Source organism: Mesorhizobium sp. M0016 (assembly GCF_040324035.1).
In the GTDB taxonomy this organism is placed as follows: Bacteria; Pseudomonadota; Alphaproteobacteria; order Rhizobiales; family Rhizobiaceae; genus Mesorhizobium.
In genome coordinates this window covers 92349-107790 of record NZ_JAMYVM010000020.1, presented here as the reverse complement: position 1 = coordinate 107790, position 15442 = coordinate 92349, and the positions used below count along the sequence as shown (strand labels likewise).

Annotated in this window: 12 protein-coding genes; 11 read left to right on the top strand and 1 reads right to left on the bottom strand. The window is 63.4% G+C overall.

Going from position 1 to position 15442, the window contains the following annotated elements:
• Nucleotides 1–54: 54 nt before the first annotated feature.
• From NKJ88_RS24835 to NKJ88_RS24785, 11 genes are all read left to right on the top strand, one after another.
• The gene (locus tag NKJ88_RS24835) at nucleotides 55–591 is read left to right on the top strand and encodes an isochorismatase family protein (RefSeq protein ID WP_023712542.1); all 537 of its coding nucleotides are present in this window, start codon (nucleotides 55–57) and stop codon (nucleotides 589–591) included.
• A gap of 31 nt (nucleotides 592–622) precedes the next feature.
• A complete protein-coding gene (locus tag NKJ88_RS24830; protein WP_352445915.1) occupies nucleotides 623–1087 on the top strand; it encodes a GFA family protein in 465 nt (154 codons plus the stop codon).
• 265 nt (nucleotides 1088–1352) lie between these two features.
• Complete coding sequence (locus NKJ88_RS24825; RefSeq protein ID WP_023821226.1) at nucleotides 1353–2366, top strand: LacI family DNA-binding transcriptional regulator; 1014 nt, start codon at nucleotides 1353–1355, stop codon at nucleotides 2364–2366.
• Nucleotides 2363–3880, top strand: a complete 1518-nt coding sequence (locus NKJ88_RS24820) for a sugar ABC transporter ATP-binding protein (protein ID WP_023743919.1) — start codon at nucleotides 2363–2365, stop codon at nucleotides 3878–3880. Before NKJ88_RS24825 ends, NKJ88_RS24820 begins: the two co-directional genes overlap by 4 nt.
• Nucleotides 3880–4932, top strand: a complete 1053-nt coding sequence (locus NKJ88_RS24815; RefSeq protein WP_031199588.1) for an ABC transporter permease — start codon at nucleotides 3880–3882, stop codon at nucleotides 4930–4932. Before NKJ88_RS24820 ends, NKJ88_RS24815 begins: the two co-directional genes overlap by 1 nt.
• 120 nt (nucleotides 4933–5052) lie before the next feature.
• Nucleotides 5053–6036, top strand: coding sequence for a substrate-binding domain-containing protein (locus NKJ88_RS24810; protein ID WP_023689831.1), 984 nt, complete (start codon nucleotides 5053–5055; stop codon nucleotides 6034–6036).
• 302 nt (nucleotides 6037–6338) lie between these two features.
• Nucleotides 6339–9500: an AAA family ATPase gene (locus NKJ88_RS24805; RefSeq protein ID WP_023824468.1), complete on the top strand. Its 3162-nt coding sequence runs from the start codon at nucleotides 6339–6341 to the stop codon at nucleotides 9498–9500.
• A gap of 23 nt (nucleotides 9501–9523) precedes the next feature.
• A complete protein-coding gene (locus tag NKJ88_RS24800; RefSeq protein ID WP_352445913.1) occupies nucleotides 9524–10678 on the top strand; it encodes a YcaO-like family protein in 1155 nt (384 codons plus the stop codon).
• A gap of 5 nt (nucleotides 10679–10683) precedes the next feature.
• Nucleotides 10684–11406, top strand: a complete 723-nt coding sequence (locus NKJ88_RS24795) for a TfuA-like protein (protein WP_032886634.1) — start codon at nucleotides 10684–10686, stop codon at nucleotides 11404–11406.
• A gap of 79 nt (nucleotides 11407–11485) precedes the next feature.
• Complete coding sequence (locus NKJ88_RS24790; protein ID WP_023689836.1) at nucleotides 11486–12664, top strand: gluzincin family metallopeptidase; 1179 nt, start codon at nucleotides 11486–11488, stop codon at nucleotides 12662–12664.
• A gap of 32 nt (nucleotides 12665–12696) precedes the next feature.
• The gene (locus NKJ88_RS24785; RefSeq protein ID WP_352445910.1) at nucleotides 12697–13389 is read left to right on the top strand and encodes a hypothetical protein; all 693 of its coding nucleotides are present in this window, start codon (nucleotides 12697–12699) and stop codon (nucleotides 13387–13389) included.
• Nucleotides 13390–14034: 645 nt separating this feature from the next.
• Here the strand turns inward: NKJ88_RS24785 and NKJ88_RS24780 are convergent.
• Nucleotides 14035–14871, bottom strand: a complete 837-nt coding sequence (locus tag NKJ88_RS24780; protein WP_352445908.1) for an SLC5/6 family protein — start codon at nucleotides 14869–14871, stop codon at nucleotides 14035–14037.
• Between the last annotated feature and the right edge of the window lie 571 nt (nucleotides 14872–15442).

Sequence of the window (15442 nt, the reverse complement as noted above, 5' to 3'; positions counted from 1 at the left end):
AGATCAGCAGCTTCGCCGTCTTGACCCTCCCATCGCCCGCGTTATCTTCGCGCCATGTCAAACCTCGCTCCCCTCATCGTCATCGATCTCCAGACCAACATGTTCGACGGGCGCGTCGAGCCGCCGATCCATGATGCGCCGGGCATAGCCGAGCGTACCCGCTCGCTGATCGGCTGGGCGCGGCGCGAGGGGCGCCGGATAGCGTTCGTGCGGCATGACGGGCCGGCCGGCGATCCGCTGGCGCCGGGCGAGCCGGGTTGGCCGGTATGGCCGGAACTCGGCCAGGCCAAGGACGAGCCGACATTCTCCAAGACCGTCCGTAACGCCTTCTCGAATGCCGAGCTTGGCGCCTGGGTGGCCGGGCAGGGGGCCGGCGAAGTCGTGCTCGCCGGAGCGCAGACCGATTTCTGCATCGCCGGCACCGTCAAGGGCGCCCTGGCCGAAGGCTTCGGCGTCACTGTCGTTTCCGATGCGCACTCGACGCTGGACACTGAAGGCGAAACCGCGACCGAGATCATCGCCCGGTACAATGCGGACTTCACCGATGCCGGCGTCACGCTGGTGACGACGAAGGCGCTGACCGGCGACTGAAGCACCGCGCTTCGAAGAGTGGGAGACTGCCGTGCCAACCCTGAAATTGCCGGCCGAAGGCGGATGCCGCTGCGGACGTGTGCGGCTCAAGATTTCCGCAAAACCGCTTTTGACCATGGCTTGCCATTGCATCGGCTGCCAGCGCATGTCGGCCAGCGCCTATTCGCTGAGCGCTGCCATTCCCTCGGACGGGTTCGAGATCATGCAAGGCGAGCCGGTGATCGGCGGACTGCACGGCGCCTCGCGTCATTACTTCTGCCCACATTGCATGAGCTGGATGTTCACGCGCCCCGAAGGGCTCGACTGGTTCGTCAATCTGCGTCCGACCATGCTCGACGAGCCTGGCTGGTTCACGCCGTTCATCGAGACATGGACCAGCGAGAAACTCCCCTGGGCGACGACGCCTGCGGTGCACAGTTACGAGGCGCTGCCGGCCTTCGAGGAATATGAGGGGCTGGTGGCCGAGTTTGCGGAAACTGCGAATCTCCCCCCTTGAGGGGGAGAGGGCCGGCAGGCCAGAGGGGGTTGGTGCGACTGGGCTCGACGTCCTTGCTGCAGATGGAAGGTTGGCGCTTCACGCGCGGCGACCCCCTCTGTGGCCTTCGGCGACATCTCCCCCTCGAGGGGGGAGATAAGCCCCGCTAACAATTTCATCGAATCGATTGCGCAAACGTTTCGATCGCACTAAGCTCCCTTGAAATCCGCCATCAGAGCGGACGGGAAACGCAGAAGGGAGGAGCGCTTGCAGGCGCTGATATGTCTTGCCGACAATGGCTGAAGTGGCGCGGCGCGCCGGCGTGTCGGTGTCGACCGTCTCGCATGTCGTCAACAACACGCGCTTCGTTTCGCTGGAAAAGGCGAGGCTGATCAACGACGCCATTGCCGCCATGGGCTACCAGCCCAACGAGCTGGCGCGCTCGCTGAAGGCCTCGACCACCAACAGCGTCGGCCTGGCGATCTCGGCGATCTCCAACCCTTATTTCACCGACATCATCTGCGCGGTCGAGGCCGAATGCGCACGGCTTGGGCTGATGGTGTTTCTGTCGGATACCCAGGAGGATCCCGACCGCGAACTGCAGGTGGTGCGCGCTTTCCATCAGCGCCGCGTCGACGGCGTCATCCTGGCCCCGTCGGGCTCGCCGCAGCGCGCCATCGATTACCTCGCCGACAAGAAGATGCCATGCGTTCTGATCGACCGTTTCGCCGACCAGCGCTTCGATCAGATCGGCGTCGAGAACGAAACGTCGATGCGCGCGCTGATCGACCATGTCGCCTCCTTCGGCCACAAGCGCATCGGCTATATCGCCGGACAGCCGGGCCTGACGACGACGCGCGAGCGCATCGAGGCGTTCCAGGCTTCGCTCGCCGCCAATGGACTTGAAAGCGTGCCGCACTATCTCTCGGCCGAGAATGTCGACACGGCGGCGGCGACCGCATCCACCCACGCCATCCTGTCGCTGCCGTCGCCACCAACCGCACTGGTCACCGGCAACAACATGACGACGATCGGAGCCGTCCGCGCCATCCGCGAAAAAGGCCTCACCATTCCGGGCGATCTGTCGCTGGCCGGCTTCGACGATTTCGAATGGGCCGATTGTTTCGAACCGCGCCTGACGCTGGTCGCGCAGCCCTGCACCGAGATAGGCAGGCAGGCCGCGGCCCTGCTCAGCGCCCGCATCGCGGCGACCGGTTCCGCGCCGCGTTCGGTGCGGCTGCAGGCGACGCTGCGGGCGCGCGCCTCCTGCGGGAGGCCGACCCACACGAGGCTAACATGACCGCGCCGCTGCTGGTGATGACCGGCGCCGTCAAACGCTTCGGCGGCGTGCAGGCGCTGCGCGGTGTCGACTTCGACCTCAAGGCGGGCGAGATCCACGCGCTGCTCGGCGAGAACGGCGCCGGCAAGTCGACCCTGATGAACCTGTTGTCGGGCGTCTACACGCCGGACGAAGGCACGATCGAGATCGACGGCAAACCCGTGCGTTTCAACAACCCGCGTGAGGCGCAAGCGGCCGGCATCGCCACCATCTTCCAGGAGCTCGACCTGGTGCCGTCGCTGGATGTCGCCGCCAATCTGTTCCTCGGCCGCGAACTGATGCGTCCGGGCGGCTTCCTCGACGTGCCGGCAATGCGCCGCGAGGCCAAGAAGCGGCTGGAAGCCATCGAGATCGCCATCGATCCGGCCGCTATGGTGGCGGATCTGTCGATCGGCCAGCGCCAGGTGGTGGCGATCGTCAAGGCGCTGTCTTACGCCTCCCGCGTGCTGATCATGGACGAGCCGACGGCCGCACTCACCGTCGGCGAAGTCGAGCGGCTGTTCGATATCATGCGCAAGCTCGCCGCCACCGGCGTCGGCATCGTCTACATCTCGCACCGGCTGGAGGAAGTGCCCGGCATTGCCGACCGGGTGACGGTAATGCGCGACGGCCGTGTCGCCGGCATCACCGAGCCGCACGCGCCGCAGGCCGAGCTGGTCAGGCTGCTGGTCGGACGTCCGCTGGACGAACTCTATCCGCAACGCGCCAAGGCCGCGGGCAAGCCGCTGCTCAGCCTGAGGAACGCCAGCTTCAAGCTCGCCCGCGACAGCGCCGGCTGGCAGGCGCCGCAAGGTGTTTCGCTCGATGTCCATGAAGGCGAGATCGTCGGCCTGGCCGGCATTATGGGGGCAGGGCGCACCGAACTGTTGTCCGCGCTCTACGGCACCGGCCTGTCCGGCCGCTGGGAGGGCGAGGTCGCTGTCGGCGGCAAGCCGGTGAAACTGGATTCGATCAGTGCTGCCCGCCACGCCGGCATCGCCTTCGTCACCGACGACCGCCGGGGCTCGGGCCTGATGCTGCGCATGGCCGTCGGCCTCAATCTGGTGATGTCGGTCATATCCCGAATCTCGCCGAACTGGCTGGTCTCGCCGCGCCGCCAGGCCGAGGCGGTGAAGGAATCCTTCGGTCAGTTCGATATCCGGCCGAAGAACCCCGATATCGCCGTCGGCGCGCTCTCGGGCGGCAACCAGCAGAAGGTGGTGCTGGCCAAGGAAATCCTCGGCAACCCGCGCCTGTTGCTTCTCGACGAGCCGACACGCGGCGTCGATGTCGGCGCCAAGGGCGAGATCTACCAGCGGCTCAGGGCACTCGCCGCGCAAGGGCTGGGCATTCTGGTGGCGTCCAGCGAGATGCCGGAGCTGATCGGTCTGTGCGACCGCATCGTGGTGCTGCGCCAGGGGCGCAATGTGGCGGAATTTTTGGGCGGCGTCGACGAGCACACGGTGCTTGCCGCGGCTAACGGCAGGGAGGCCTGATGTCTGACGAGAAGATTTCCGTGGCAGCAAGCCCAGTCACAGCAGCAGCGCAAAAGCATCGCGACCCGCTGGCGCTGATCGTGCGCTTCCAGAGCCTGATCGGCCTGGTGCTGGTGGCGATCGGCGGCATCATCTTCTCGCCGCGCCGCCACGGCGAGATCCTGTTCCTCAACCCCGACAACATCGCCAACATCGTGCGCGCGGTGTCGGAGACCGGCATCATCGCCATCGGCATGACCTTCGTCATCATCACCGCCGGCATCGACCTCTCCGTCGGCGCGGTGCTTGGCCTGTCCAGCGTCGTCACCGCATCGATGATGATCTCCGGCGGCTTCGGCCTGATCCCCACCATCCTCGCCGTGCTCGCTTTGGGCATCGTCTTCGGCGCCATCCAGGGCACCATCTCGACGCGCTTCCGGCTGGAGCCGTTCATCGTCACGCTGGCTGGCCTGCAGGCCGCGCGCGGGCTGGCGCTGGTCGTCTCCGGCAACCAGTACATCAACATTTCCTACGGCGAAGGGCCGGGCTTGGCGCCGCCGGTGTTCGCCGTGCTGGGCGAGCGGCTGTTCAACAACACCGTGCCGGTGGCAACGCTTGTGTTCGTCGTCTTTGCCGCGATCGCCACCATCGTGCTCAACACCACGCGCTTCGGCCGCTATGTTTTTGCCGTCGGCGGCAATGAGCGCGCCGCGCGCATATCCGGCGTGCCGGTCTCGATGGTGAAGATATCGGTCTATGCCATCACCGGCTTTGCCGCTGCACTCGCAGGCATCGTCCATGCCGGCCAGTTCAATTTCGGCAGCGCCAATGACGGCATGGGCTATGAGCTGACGGCCATCGCCGCCGTGGTCATCGGCGGTACCAGCCTGTTCGGCGGCGCCGGCTCGATGGTCGGCACCGTCGCCGGAACCATCATGCTTGGCGCGCTCGCCAACATCCTGCAGCTCAACAACATCACGCCCGCCATGCAGCTGCTCGCGACCGCCGCGATCATCGTGCTGGCGGCAGTGCTTCAATCCCTCGTTCGCCGCCGCGAGGGGTTGGGTCGTTAGTGCATGTCGCGCAAAAGGTTTTGCGATGACGACATGCACCAACAAACAAGGAGGAGACGGCAACACGTGAACGTCAAACCAAGGTCTGGCCCCCCGGCCAGACGAGGAGGAGAGTGAGTTATGAAAACGACACTAAGAGGATCGACCCTCAAGGCCGTCCTGCTGGCAGGCGCTGGCCTGTGCATTGCAGGCTCCGCTTACGCCGCCGAGCCGCTGGTGAAAGCCTGCGCCAAGGACGGCCAGTTCGTCATCGGCTTTTCGCAGGCCAACAATGCCGAGCCCTACCGCCAGCACGTCAATGACGAGCTTGAGGCGGCGGCCAAGGAAGTGCCCGGCTTCACGCTGCAGATCGCCGACGGCGCCGGCAACGTCAACACGCAGACCTCGCAGGTCGACAATTTCATCACCCAGAAGGTCGATATCCTTTTGATCTCGCCCTTCGAGGCCGCACCGCTGACGCCGGCGGTGAAGCGCGCCATGGATGCCGGCATCCCGGTCATCGAGCTTGACCGCAAGACGGTCGGCGACCCCGGCAAGGACTACACCGCCTTCATCGGCGGCGACAATTTCAAGATCGCCGAGGAAGCCGGAAAGTACACCGCCAAGACGCTGCTGCCCGATGGCGGCGAGGCGGCGGTGCTGCAAGGCCTGCCGAGCTCGACGCCGGCGGTGGAGCGCCTCAACGGCTTCAAGGAAGGCGTGAAAGGCAACCCGAAGGTCCAGATCGTCGCCGAGCAGGCCGCCGACTGGGTGCCGGACAAGGCGCAAGTCGCCTTCGCCGCCATGCTGCAGGCGCACCCCGACATCAAGGTGCTCTACGCCTCCAACGACATGATGGCCGCCGGCGCGCTGCTCGCCGCCAAGGGGGCGGGCAAGGACGTCAAGATCATCGGCACAGACGGCCTGCCGGGCCCGGCTGGCGGCATCGAGGCGGTGGCCAAGGGCGACTGGGTCGCAACCTTCACCTACCCGACGGGCGCCAAGGAAGCGATCGAGATGTCGAAAAAGATCCTGCTCGATTGCGCGACCGAGGTGGACAAGACGGTGACGGTGGAGACCACCGCGATCACGGCCGAGAATGCCAAGCAGCTGATGGGGAAGTGAGGGGCGGGCAGAGCGCGTCTATTGAGGTGATGCGCAAGGCCCCGAGGGGCCTTGTTGCATTGCGGCAACGTATGGGAACGGCCGCTTCGCGCCTCATCTCGGTCATCGAAGTCATCCCGGCCGCCCGCCAAAAGCGGTCACAGTTGGTGTCAACGCCATGGGGAGTTTGCGCCGTGAGCATTTCTCTCCATAATGATCCCAGCATCGGCTTTTTCCTGCCCTCCCTACTGATCGAGTGTTTTGTGAACAGCATCGCACTTTGCTAATATTGCCGTCACTGTGCTCGGCGAGGAAATCCCAGCATGTCGGAGAAGAGTCCGGTCGCGTTGCCGGCGGCGTCGGTGGCAACAGGTTTTCTGGGCGGCAACGGTAACAATGCGTCGGAAGCCCGGCATGAGCGCCGGATCCTGACCGCGCTCTGCTACGACCTGGTCGGATCGACTGACCTTCTTGGCATCCTGGACATTGAAGAGTTCGAGGAACTGATATCAGCCTTCCAGCGGGCGGCGAGACAGGCGGTCGCGTCGTGCTCGGGTGCCGTAGAGGTCGAGGTCGGCGATGGCGGCGTTGCTTTGTTTCCTGCCGAAATAGACGCCAAGGATGCGGCATCGCTGGCGATCCGGGCCGGGCTCGAAATCATCGACGCCTGCAGGCGCGTCGGTTCGAACCAAGGCCGCGCCGATTTGCATGTCCGGGTCGGAATCGCGACATCGATGACCCTGATCCAGAAGGGTGACGCCGAGACGGGTCGTGACAATGTCACCGGCCCTGCCTTCGCGATGGCCACGCGGCTCCAGGCCATCGCGCAGCCGGATACGGTGTTAGTCTCGGAGGCGACACGCAACCTGGCGCGACGGTCGCATGTGTTCAGCTTTAGGGGCAGCCATACGATCAAGGGTTTTGCCGAGCCGGAGCTGGTCTGGCGCGCGCTGAGTCACAAGCGCGAGGTCGACCGCTTCTTCGCCTTCGGGCGGCTGAGCAGTCCGCTCGTCGATCGCGAGGCCGAACTTGCCACGATCGCCGAAGCATGGGACAGCGCCGTTGCAGGAAACGGCGGCGTGGTGGTGATCGAGGGCGAGGCCGGGATCGGCAAGTCGCGCATTCTTCACGAAGTGCGCCGGCGCACGCGTCACCAGCGCGCGAAACTGCTGCTCTTCCAGTGCACGCCCGGCGGCTTCCGCTCGGCGCTGCATCCGCTGCTACAGAACGTACGCGGCGATTTCGCCGGCAACGAAGGACAGCTGAGCGCTGCCGCTGTGGCAGAAGTATTCCGCGATCATGACGTCCGCGATCCTGAAATCATAGACGTCTTCTCGTTCCTGCTCGGCGCTGCGGGAGCCGATCCGATGCTTAAGGAAATCGACGCCGAGGCGATGCGCGCGAAAGCCAATTGGGCGGTTCGCCACTCGCTCGAAGCCCTGTGCGCCAGCGGACCGATCGTCCTGGTGGTCGAGGACATCCATTGGATCGACCTGACGTCTAGACAATTGTTGGCTGAGCTTGCACAGTCGGCCCGTCACTTCCGGGCGCTTGTCATCGTGACCACGCGCCCTGAATCCGGGAGCTGGCTGGCAGCATCGAATCCAAGGCATATCTCGCTAAAGCCGCTCAACCGCGAGCAAACGCGGCTGGCGATCGCGGCCATGTGGCCGCAAGGCAAGCCTTCAACTTCCCCGGAATTGCTCGACGTGGTGGAACGCGTGACCGGAGGCGTCCCGCTGTTCATCGAAGAAATCTGCCAGTGGATGGCCGAGAACGCGGCCTCGGCAACGGATCGGCTGGCGCAGACCGCGACGCGTAGTCATGCCTCGGTGTTTGAAAGCGTGATCGAGGCCAGGCTCGAAACGCTAGGGCCGGCACGCGAAGTCGCGCGCGCCGCGGCCGTCGCGGGCAATCGTTTCAATCAGGAATTGTTGCGCGCGTTGTTGCCGGAGCTCGACGACGAAATCATCGCAAACGCGCTGGATTCACTGAGCGAGGCCGGGTTCCTGATCCGCGTGCGGCCTTTTGGCGTTCCGGTCTATGGCGTGCGCCATGCGCTTATCCAGGAGACGATCTACAACGCAACGCTGCGCAAGAAACGGCAGGCCTTGCATCGCCACCTGTTTGCCGCGGTGAGCCGCAACCGAAACCTGGCCGGGTGGCTGAGCACCGCCGAGGTCGCCGAGCACGCCGAGCGCGCAGGCCTTATGGAGGACGCGATCGCTCAGTTCGTGATCGCAGGCACGGAAAGCTCGTCGCGCTCGGCAATGGCGGAAGCGAGGCAGATACTCGAGCATGCATTGGCGCTCTGCGAGCACGTTGCGGCAGCCGACAGGCGAGACGCGCTGCGGCTATCGGCCATGATCGTGCTCGGTCCCATCCTGACCGCTGTCGAAGGTCCGAACTCGGGGCCCGCCCGCAAATTGTACGAGGACGGCGTGGTGATAGCCCGGCGGCGGCCGGTGGCCGAGCGGGCCAAGTGGTTCCCGATCTACTGGGGCTGGTGGTTCACGGATACCGTCATGGACGGCGAGCGCGCGGAAGTGGTGCTCAGCGATCTCAGGGATGTCGAGGATGCCGAAGTGCAACTCCAGGCCAGGCATTGCGTGTGGGCAATCGACTTCAATCTTGGCCGCCACGACCGCTGCATCGCGGCAGTCGACGCAGGACTTTCGCTCTATGAGCACGGCCAGGGCAAAGCCAATGCTGCGTTGTTCGGCGGGCATGACGCGAGGGTCTGCGGGCTCGCCCACCGCGCCTTGTCGCTTTGGTTTGTCGGAAAGCCGGCAAGCGCGATCCATTCGATGTCCGAAGCTAGGAGCTGGGCGCAGCAAACCGGACATGCCGGCAGCATCGCACATGCCTATCTCAACGAGGCGATGCTGCATTGCTATCGCCGAGATTTTTCGAGGTTACGAAGCGTGATAGCGGATCTGCGCCACTTGACGGAGCGCCATTATATGCCCGCTCTCGCCGCCGCAGCGCAAATCTTCGAAGGCTGGTGCGACGGCAACGCCGGCCAGGTCGAGAGCGGCAGGGAGAAAATGCGGCAAGGCCTTGGCCTCCATGGCGAGTTCCAGACGCCTGAGGACGAACCGGTCTATTGCGGCATGCTGGCAGAGCTTTTGACACGAACTGCCGAGGTCGATGAGGCGCTCGCGTTGCTGGGCTCGGCTGTGGCGCAGGCCGAGGCCGGCGGCAGCCGCTTCTGGCTGGCAGAGCTCTACAGGCGAAGGGCGGAGCTACTTCTTCTCCAGGGCGATGCGGAGGCGGACGTAATCGCTGCCCTCGAAAAGAGCATCGCCATAGCCGCGGAGCAAAGTGCCGTGCCTTTCCTCGTCAGTACATACGAGACCCTTCAATCATCAGGCCTGTCGCCTGAACTGTCGTCGCGCTATCGCGATCGGGTCGAACGTGCGAAATCCGCTCTCGAGCCGGGCGCCGCGCTGATCGTCAATCCCGAATCGGCCGTTCGGCACTAGCGGGCCCTGCAAGAGCATCCGCGATGCTGGAGCGATATCAACGCCTTGGTCCGCCGCCCGACGAGGCGCTGGCGAGGCTGATGAAGATGCGCGAAGGCCTGGGCATCACGCGGATCGCCGACATCACCGGGCTCGACCAGCTTGGTATCCCGGTCGTGCAGGTGACAAGACCTTTCTCGCTCTCCAACGCGGTCGCGCAAGGCAAGGGCGCCACCCTGGTGCAAGCCGGGATATCGGCCATGCTGGAATCGGCCGAGAGCTTCTTTGCAGAGCAGGTGGCGAATTTCGAACCAGTCGTCGGCTGCGCCGATCAATTGGGCATCCCGCCAGATCGTTTCGAAAGGTATCTCCAAGGGGGCACCGCGCCGGGATGGCGCGGCAGGGAGACCGCGTGGGTAGCCGCAGACAATCTTCTTACCGGCAGCCGCGACCTGGTCCCGTTCGAGCTCGTGCACACCGCCTATGTGTTGCCGTCGCTGCCCCATGACGGCATTTTCGCGGCATCGACGAGCGGTTTGGCAGCAGGCTTCGATGAGCCGGATGCCATCGTTCATGGCATGCTTGAATGCATCGAACGCGACGCGATCGCCACGGCATACCGGACCCACGGGTTTTTCCACCGTCAACGCATCGATCCCGAGACGATCGATGATCCGTCGCTCCGCGATCTCCTGGAAACTTTGGCGGCCAAGAACGTGCTGGTCGGCCTTTGGCAGGCTTTGTCGCCGTTGGGCATACCGGTGGTGTGGTGCCATCTGCTGGAAGACGAACCGACGGAAACGGTCCTTTTGGATCACCCGGCTGATGGCTCGGCCGCCGGTTTCAGTCCTGCCGGCGCGGCGGCGCACGCCATCTACGAAGCGGCCCAGGCCCGTCTGGCGGCGATCTCGGGCGCGCGCGATGACCTGACGCGCGCGTCCTATCCGAAATACCCCGATCGGCAGGTGATTGCAGCGCATCGCCGGCTCCTCCGCGACGGCCCGCGCAGCGTGGATTTCGGCGCGTTCGCCGAGCAGAAGTTCAACACGGCGTCGGACGGGCTGTCGGTCCTCTTGGCAATTCTCGAAGAGAGAGGGTTCGATGCGGTTCACCTAATCCGGGTGGGAACGAAACCGTTCGACGCCCTGTCGGTTGTCAGGATTGTCATCCCTGCCTTGCAGCCGCTCTTGCAGGGGTAGGGATTATGCGCCCGAAACTCGTCTTCACTGGCCCTACCGTGTCCCATTCCGACGCGTTGAAGGTCGTCGATGCGGTATGCCTTCCCCCGGCCGTGCAAGGCTCGATCGTTTCGGCCGTGCAGCATTTCGACCCGAGTGCGATCCTTCTCATAGATGGCGGTTTTCAGACCGAGCCGGCGGTTCGGCACAAGGAAATCCTGTGGGCCCTCAGCCGCGGCATTCATGTCGTCGGCGCGGCCAGCATGGGTGCCCTTCGAGCAGCCGAGCTGTTCCCCCATATGCAAGGCGTCGGGCTTATCTACCGATGGTATCGCCGCTGCGCCTTTGCACCCGACGACGCAGTAGCGGTATTGCATGGACCGGCCGAGGTGAATTTCGCTCAATTGACGCATGCGCTGATTGACCTGCGCCGGACCCTTCGTGCTGCTTGCCGGCGCGGCGTGATTTCACCCGAACAGCAGGCGAGGCTCGAGGGTGCGGCACAGGCCGTCAATTTTCGCGATCGCACCCTGGCACGGATGGTCCGGGATGCGCACGACGGCAAGGACGACGTCGAGATCTTGTGCAGGGAGCTCGGCGCCGCTTTCGTCCAGCAAAAAAAGCAAGATGCCCTGCGGGCACTCGAACTTTTGCGAGAGCAAGCATTTGAAAAAGCATACCCCGTGCCGGAATTACAGCTAACCACGGCCTTCTCCAAGGATATGGATGATGCGGGGCTGGCGCTATAGGCCCTGACCTCTTGGCGGCCGACGATTTACGTAACGTAAGCACCGTGATAGCGTGGCATCGTCAGAGGGGGCCAAGCAATTGGACGCGGTCGATCGTGCCGTTGCGCAAGGTGTGCTGGGTACGCGGTTCCTGGTCTACCCGCAGGTCCCTCACCTTTCGGGTTACGGAACACCCGAAACAGTATGGATTTCTACTCCACCCGATCTGATCCGCTCCGGCCCGGAAGATCACCGCATCTACGTTCGCGATCCGCTCCTCGACAAGGAGCCTTATGACTACCCTTATCTGCCACCGTTTGTCGGCGAAACCTTTCCACCTGCACAGGCTGGCTTTGACGGCCATTTCGATCAGCTTTCCTTGACCTCGCGGCAGTTCCTTTCTGCGCACGCTTTCGCCTCGGTCAGCCGCGTGCTGGACATCTGGGAAAGCTACCTCGGCAAACCGATTGTCTGGTATTTCGCCGAGACGTTCGAGCGGCTCGAAATCATCCCCTTCGTCGACTGGGAGAATGCGCAATCGGGCTATGGCTATCTGGAACTCGGCCGAGAGCGCGGCATCGACGGAGGCAACTATCCCTATGCGCTCAACTTCGATGTGATCGCACATGAGGTCGGCCACGCAATCTTGTTTTCGCTGTTCGGGACACCAACTGGCGGCCTGACTCAAGGCGATTTCGGACCGTTCCACGAAGCCAGCTCGGATCTGGTCTCGCTCTTGTCCTTCCTGAATTTCGACAGCGGCATGGACCGGCTGCTGCGGCACTGCAATGGCAACCTGCTTGTTCTCAATGAGTTGAACCGGATTGCCGAGCTGACTGGCGATCGGCAGATCCGCCTCGCCAGCAACGCACGCCGCATGTCGGAGGTGACGGCGGAAATCCATGACAGGTCACGGCCATTCACGGGGGCTGTGTTCGACACGATCGTCCACGTCTACCACGCGGCACTGGTGCACGAGGGGTTGGCCGACGAGCGGCTGCTGGGGATCGATATTAAGGATGTCGACCAATCCGACATGCAGCGCATTTCGGATTTCACGTCCCGCGCCTTCCGCGCTCGGCCCTTCATGTTCAAGAGCATGCTGATCAGAGCAAGGGACGAGGTGGCTCTCGCACTTGCTCAGGCATGGCCACGCCTCGATGCGGACGACCTGTCGTTCGAAAAGGCCGCGGCGTTGGTGGTGGACTCCAGCGATCGCGTCGCGCCGATGCTCGCGGAAAAATTCGATGAGAACTTCAGCTGGCGGGAGATCTTGTGAACTGAAGGATGCAGCAAAAAGGAGCGAGGAAAATGAGCGACGACTATCACCGACCGACACTAACCTTTCCGTCAGGCGCTTACAACGCAACACAGGTTAGGCTCTATGGCTTGGGGGCGGAAATTGGACTCAGCGTGCCCGGTGCGCCAGCACCCTTTGGTGACACCGGCATGTATGTCGAAACCGCGCCTGGGGAACCTATCACCGACGAGCAACATGTCAACGCACTTGAAGTATTGAAGAAGTATGACAGCAACAAAGGCCGCCAAGATATAATAAATGGAAATATCCCATTTCCAAAAATACCAATCAGAGTCTCCTACCATTTCAAGATCGACCTGAAGAATTTTGGCGCTGCGGTCCTTTCAACGGTAGGCAGTACCTTCATGCTCGGATCATCTCCAGAACAGAAAACATCGTGCGGGATAATTGTCGGTTATGCCTATGAGGGACATACCTACGATTTGCCAAAGCCCAAGATAATGATCATCCCGGCGTTTCCGGAACCCAAGATTCCGGCGGACGATTCGGAATTTGACGCCAAGGAACCTGAAGGCTACGCGGTTTGGCTCGTCGATAAGCTCGACGAATGCGTGGAGTTGGAGATGAACCAGGGCTTTGTCGAACAGATCGTCCTCGAGGCGAACCTTCCAGGCAAGCGTTCACCGACGATGTACGCATCCAAGATGACGATGGGACACCGTGGCGGAAAGCTGAGCGACTAGTCTCTCATGTTCCCTGTCAAGGTTGAAGGCAAGAAGGCTCGCCTGCTTGGCAGGTTTGCCATGCAGTCGGATCGGCTGAAGCTGCACAGGGCTGGGGGGTGGAGCTCAGAGACGACGGTTGATCAGACTCTCATTCCGCGGGTTGGGTACGGCCTTCCGTGTCTTGGTCTCGGGGCTGTCCTCGGTCTAGAGGGCGGGCGTGGGGCGCATCGGCTCGGCGACATAACTGGCGACGGGAGTTCCGCACGATGGCCATGTTGTGCGCCCTGGTTGTCACCGCCGGCCGAGATCCATTGAATCCTGTCGACACGAACGCGAAAGGCTTCATCACATCGATATCCGAGAGGCCCTCGGCATCCTCGCCGTGTCCGGCAAACGGGATTTAGCTGTCGCGCCAGTCAACGAGTGTGTCCGCTTTCCGAATGCTACCACCCGAAACCGGACAGGCAGGAAGCGGCCCAAATGCGACATTCAATTTTCGTCGTGCCCCTGCCAGGGATTTGGCGTGCCCCAGCCGCTTACGTTGCGTCTAGTCCCGCCATGTAAGCCTTCGCGCCACGAGGGACCGCACGCCACTGACGGACAACTATGATGTGGACCACCAGTTTGGCGCACCCAATCGGCCACGCCAGCCCGCAGCCTCATTCACGGCGTGGTCGTGAACCCGCACTGCTTCTGTTCCATCTCGATCTGCTTGGTGATGCGGATGGCGTTCTGGGCGTAGGCTTCCGTCACGGTGCCGCTGTTGACGGTCTTGTCCTTCAGCGGGCTGACGGCCGCGCAGAGGTGGAAGACATGCTCGGTGTCGGACTTCGCGGCGCCGTTTTCCGGCGCGATCCAGTAGACGATATCCTGGCCATTGGGGTGTGCCGCGTCCTTCGTCGCCGCGGCCACCGTGGTGGAGTCGGTGGCGATCGCCTGCGCCTGGGCGGCGACCTCGGGCGAACAGGCCGTGGTCGGCTGCCCCGCCTTGATCTGTTCCGCGCAGGTGTTCATGTCCTGCGTGTACTGCTCGACCGATGGCGGCTGGTAGCTGACCCCGATCAGCGTCGCCAGCACGGCCAGCACGGCGCCGATACCGCCGGCCACCTTCTTGCTCTTCGGGTCCATGTTCTTGTCGTTGAGGATCAAGAGAACCAGCGGAAGGAAGGCAATCAGCGTGATGATCGCGCCGAGCTGGTTCTGGACAAAGAACCTGAACGTGTCGGATTCGCGGGCCGGGTCCTTCCGGTTGGCCGCCTTCCAGAGCAGGCTGCCGACGATGGCGAATATCGCGATCCCGACCAGGATGCCGATCAGCAGCGGCAGGTTGCCCTGGTCGAACTTGTGCTTGTAGAGCAAGACGACCCCGGCGATCTCGCCGCCAATGGCGATGACCCACGACAGCACGGCGAACAGGCGCAGCCGCGTGGCGCCGGACTTCTGGCCCTGCGTTGCCTGCCAGTCCTTGGTAACGTCTACGGTCGGCTTGTTGTCGGTCATGACCAGATCCCCCGGTATCGACACTTTTGCGGGGCGTCAAAGGCGCCCGGCGCAGCGTCATTGAACGAACGTCGCCTGCCCCGGCGCGAAAGCGCCACGGCAGACCCCATCCTTATTGCGCATGATGGGATTCGTCCATAGGCGAGGCTGGCGGACGCCGATGCCGGCGATGGCGCGGAGGAGGGCAGGGCAATCGCATAAGGCGGCGCCAGCGAATACCCCCACCCTTAATCCCTCCCCACAAGGGGGAGGGAGACTTGGTAGGCGCTGATCGCCGCAAATCGCCTAGGTTCCACGCCAGAATGGGTGGCTTGCGGCAGCGTTCCCTCCCCCTTGTGGGGAGGGTTAGGGTGGGGGTCCTCTTCGTAAGAACTCATATGTGATCGCCTTGCGCCGACGAAGGGTAGGTGGGTCGCCGAACCCGAGGGAGCGCCATATGCGATCGCCCTGCCATAGGTCGGATCACGCCACCGCGGGAGCGCAACTAATTTGTATACAAATGTTTCTGGCCGGCATCGGTTTGTGAAGCGCTTCACCGTTGCCGCGCAATCGATCGGTTACAGAGGCCGTG

Bases quoted from the DNA above. Each gene is read 5' to 3' on its own strand.
- NKJ88_RS24805 (WP_023824468.1), top strand. From the start codon at position 6,339: ATGTCGGAGAAGAGTCCGGTCGCGTTGCCGGCGGCGTCGGTGGCAACA.
- NKJ88_RS24800 (WP_352445913.1), top strand. From the start codon at position 9,524: ATGCTGGAGCGATATCAACGCCTTGGTCCGCCGCCCGACGAGGCGCTG.
- NKJ88_RS24795 (WP_032886634.1), top strand. From the start codon at position 10,684: ATGCGCCCGAAACTCGTCTTCACTGGCCCTACCGTGTCCCATTCCGAC.
- NKJ88_RS24835 (WP_023712542.1), top strand. From the start codon at position 55: ATGTCAAACCTCGCTCCCCTCATCGTCATCGATCTCCAGACCAACATG.
- NKJ88_RS24820 (WP_023743919.1), top strand. From the start codon at position 2,363: ATGACCGCGCCGCTGCTGGTGATGACCGGCGCCGTCAAACGCTTCGGC.
- NKJ88_RS24815 (WP_031199588.1), top strand. From the start codon at position 3,880: ATGTCTGACGAGAAGATTTCCGTGGCAGCAAGCCCAGTCACAGCAGCA.
- NKJ88_RS24785 (WP_352445910.1), top strand. From the start codon at position 12,697: ATGAGCGACGACTATCACCGACCGACACTAACCTTTCCGTCAGGCGCT.
- NKJ88_RS24780 (WP_352445908.1), bottom strand. From the start codon at position 14,871: ATGACCGACAACAAGCCGACCGTAGACGTTACCAAGGACTGGCAGGCA.
- NKJ88_RS24810 (WP_023689831.1), top strand. From the start codon at position 5,053: ATGAAAACGACACTAAGAGGATCGACCCTCAAGGCCGTCCTGCTGGCA.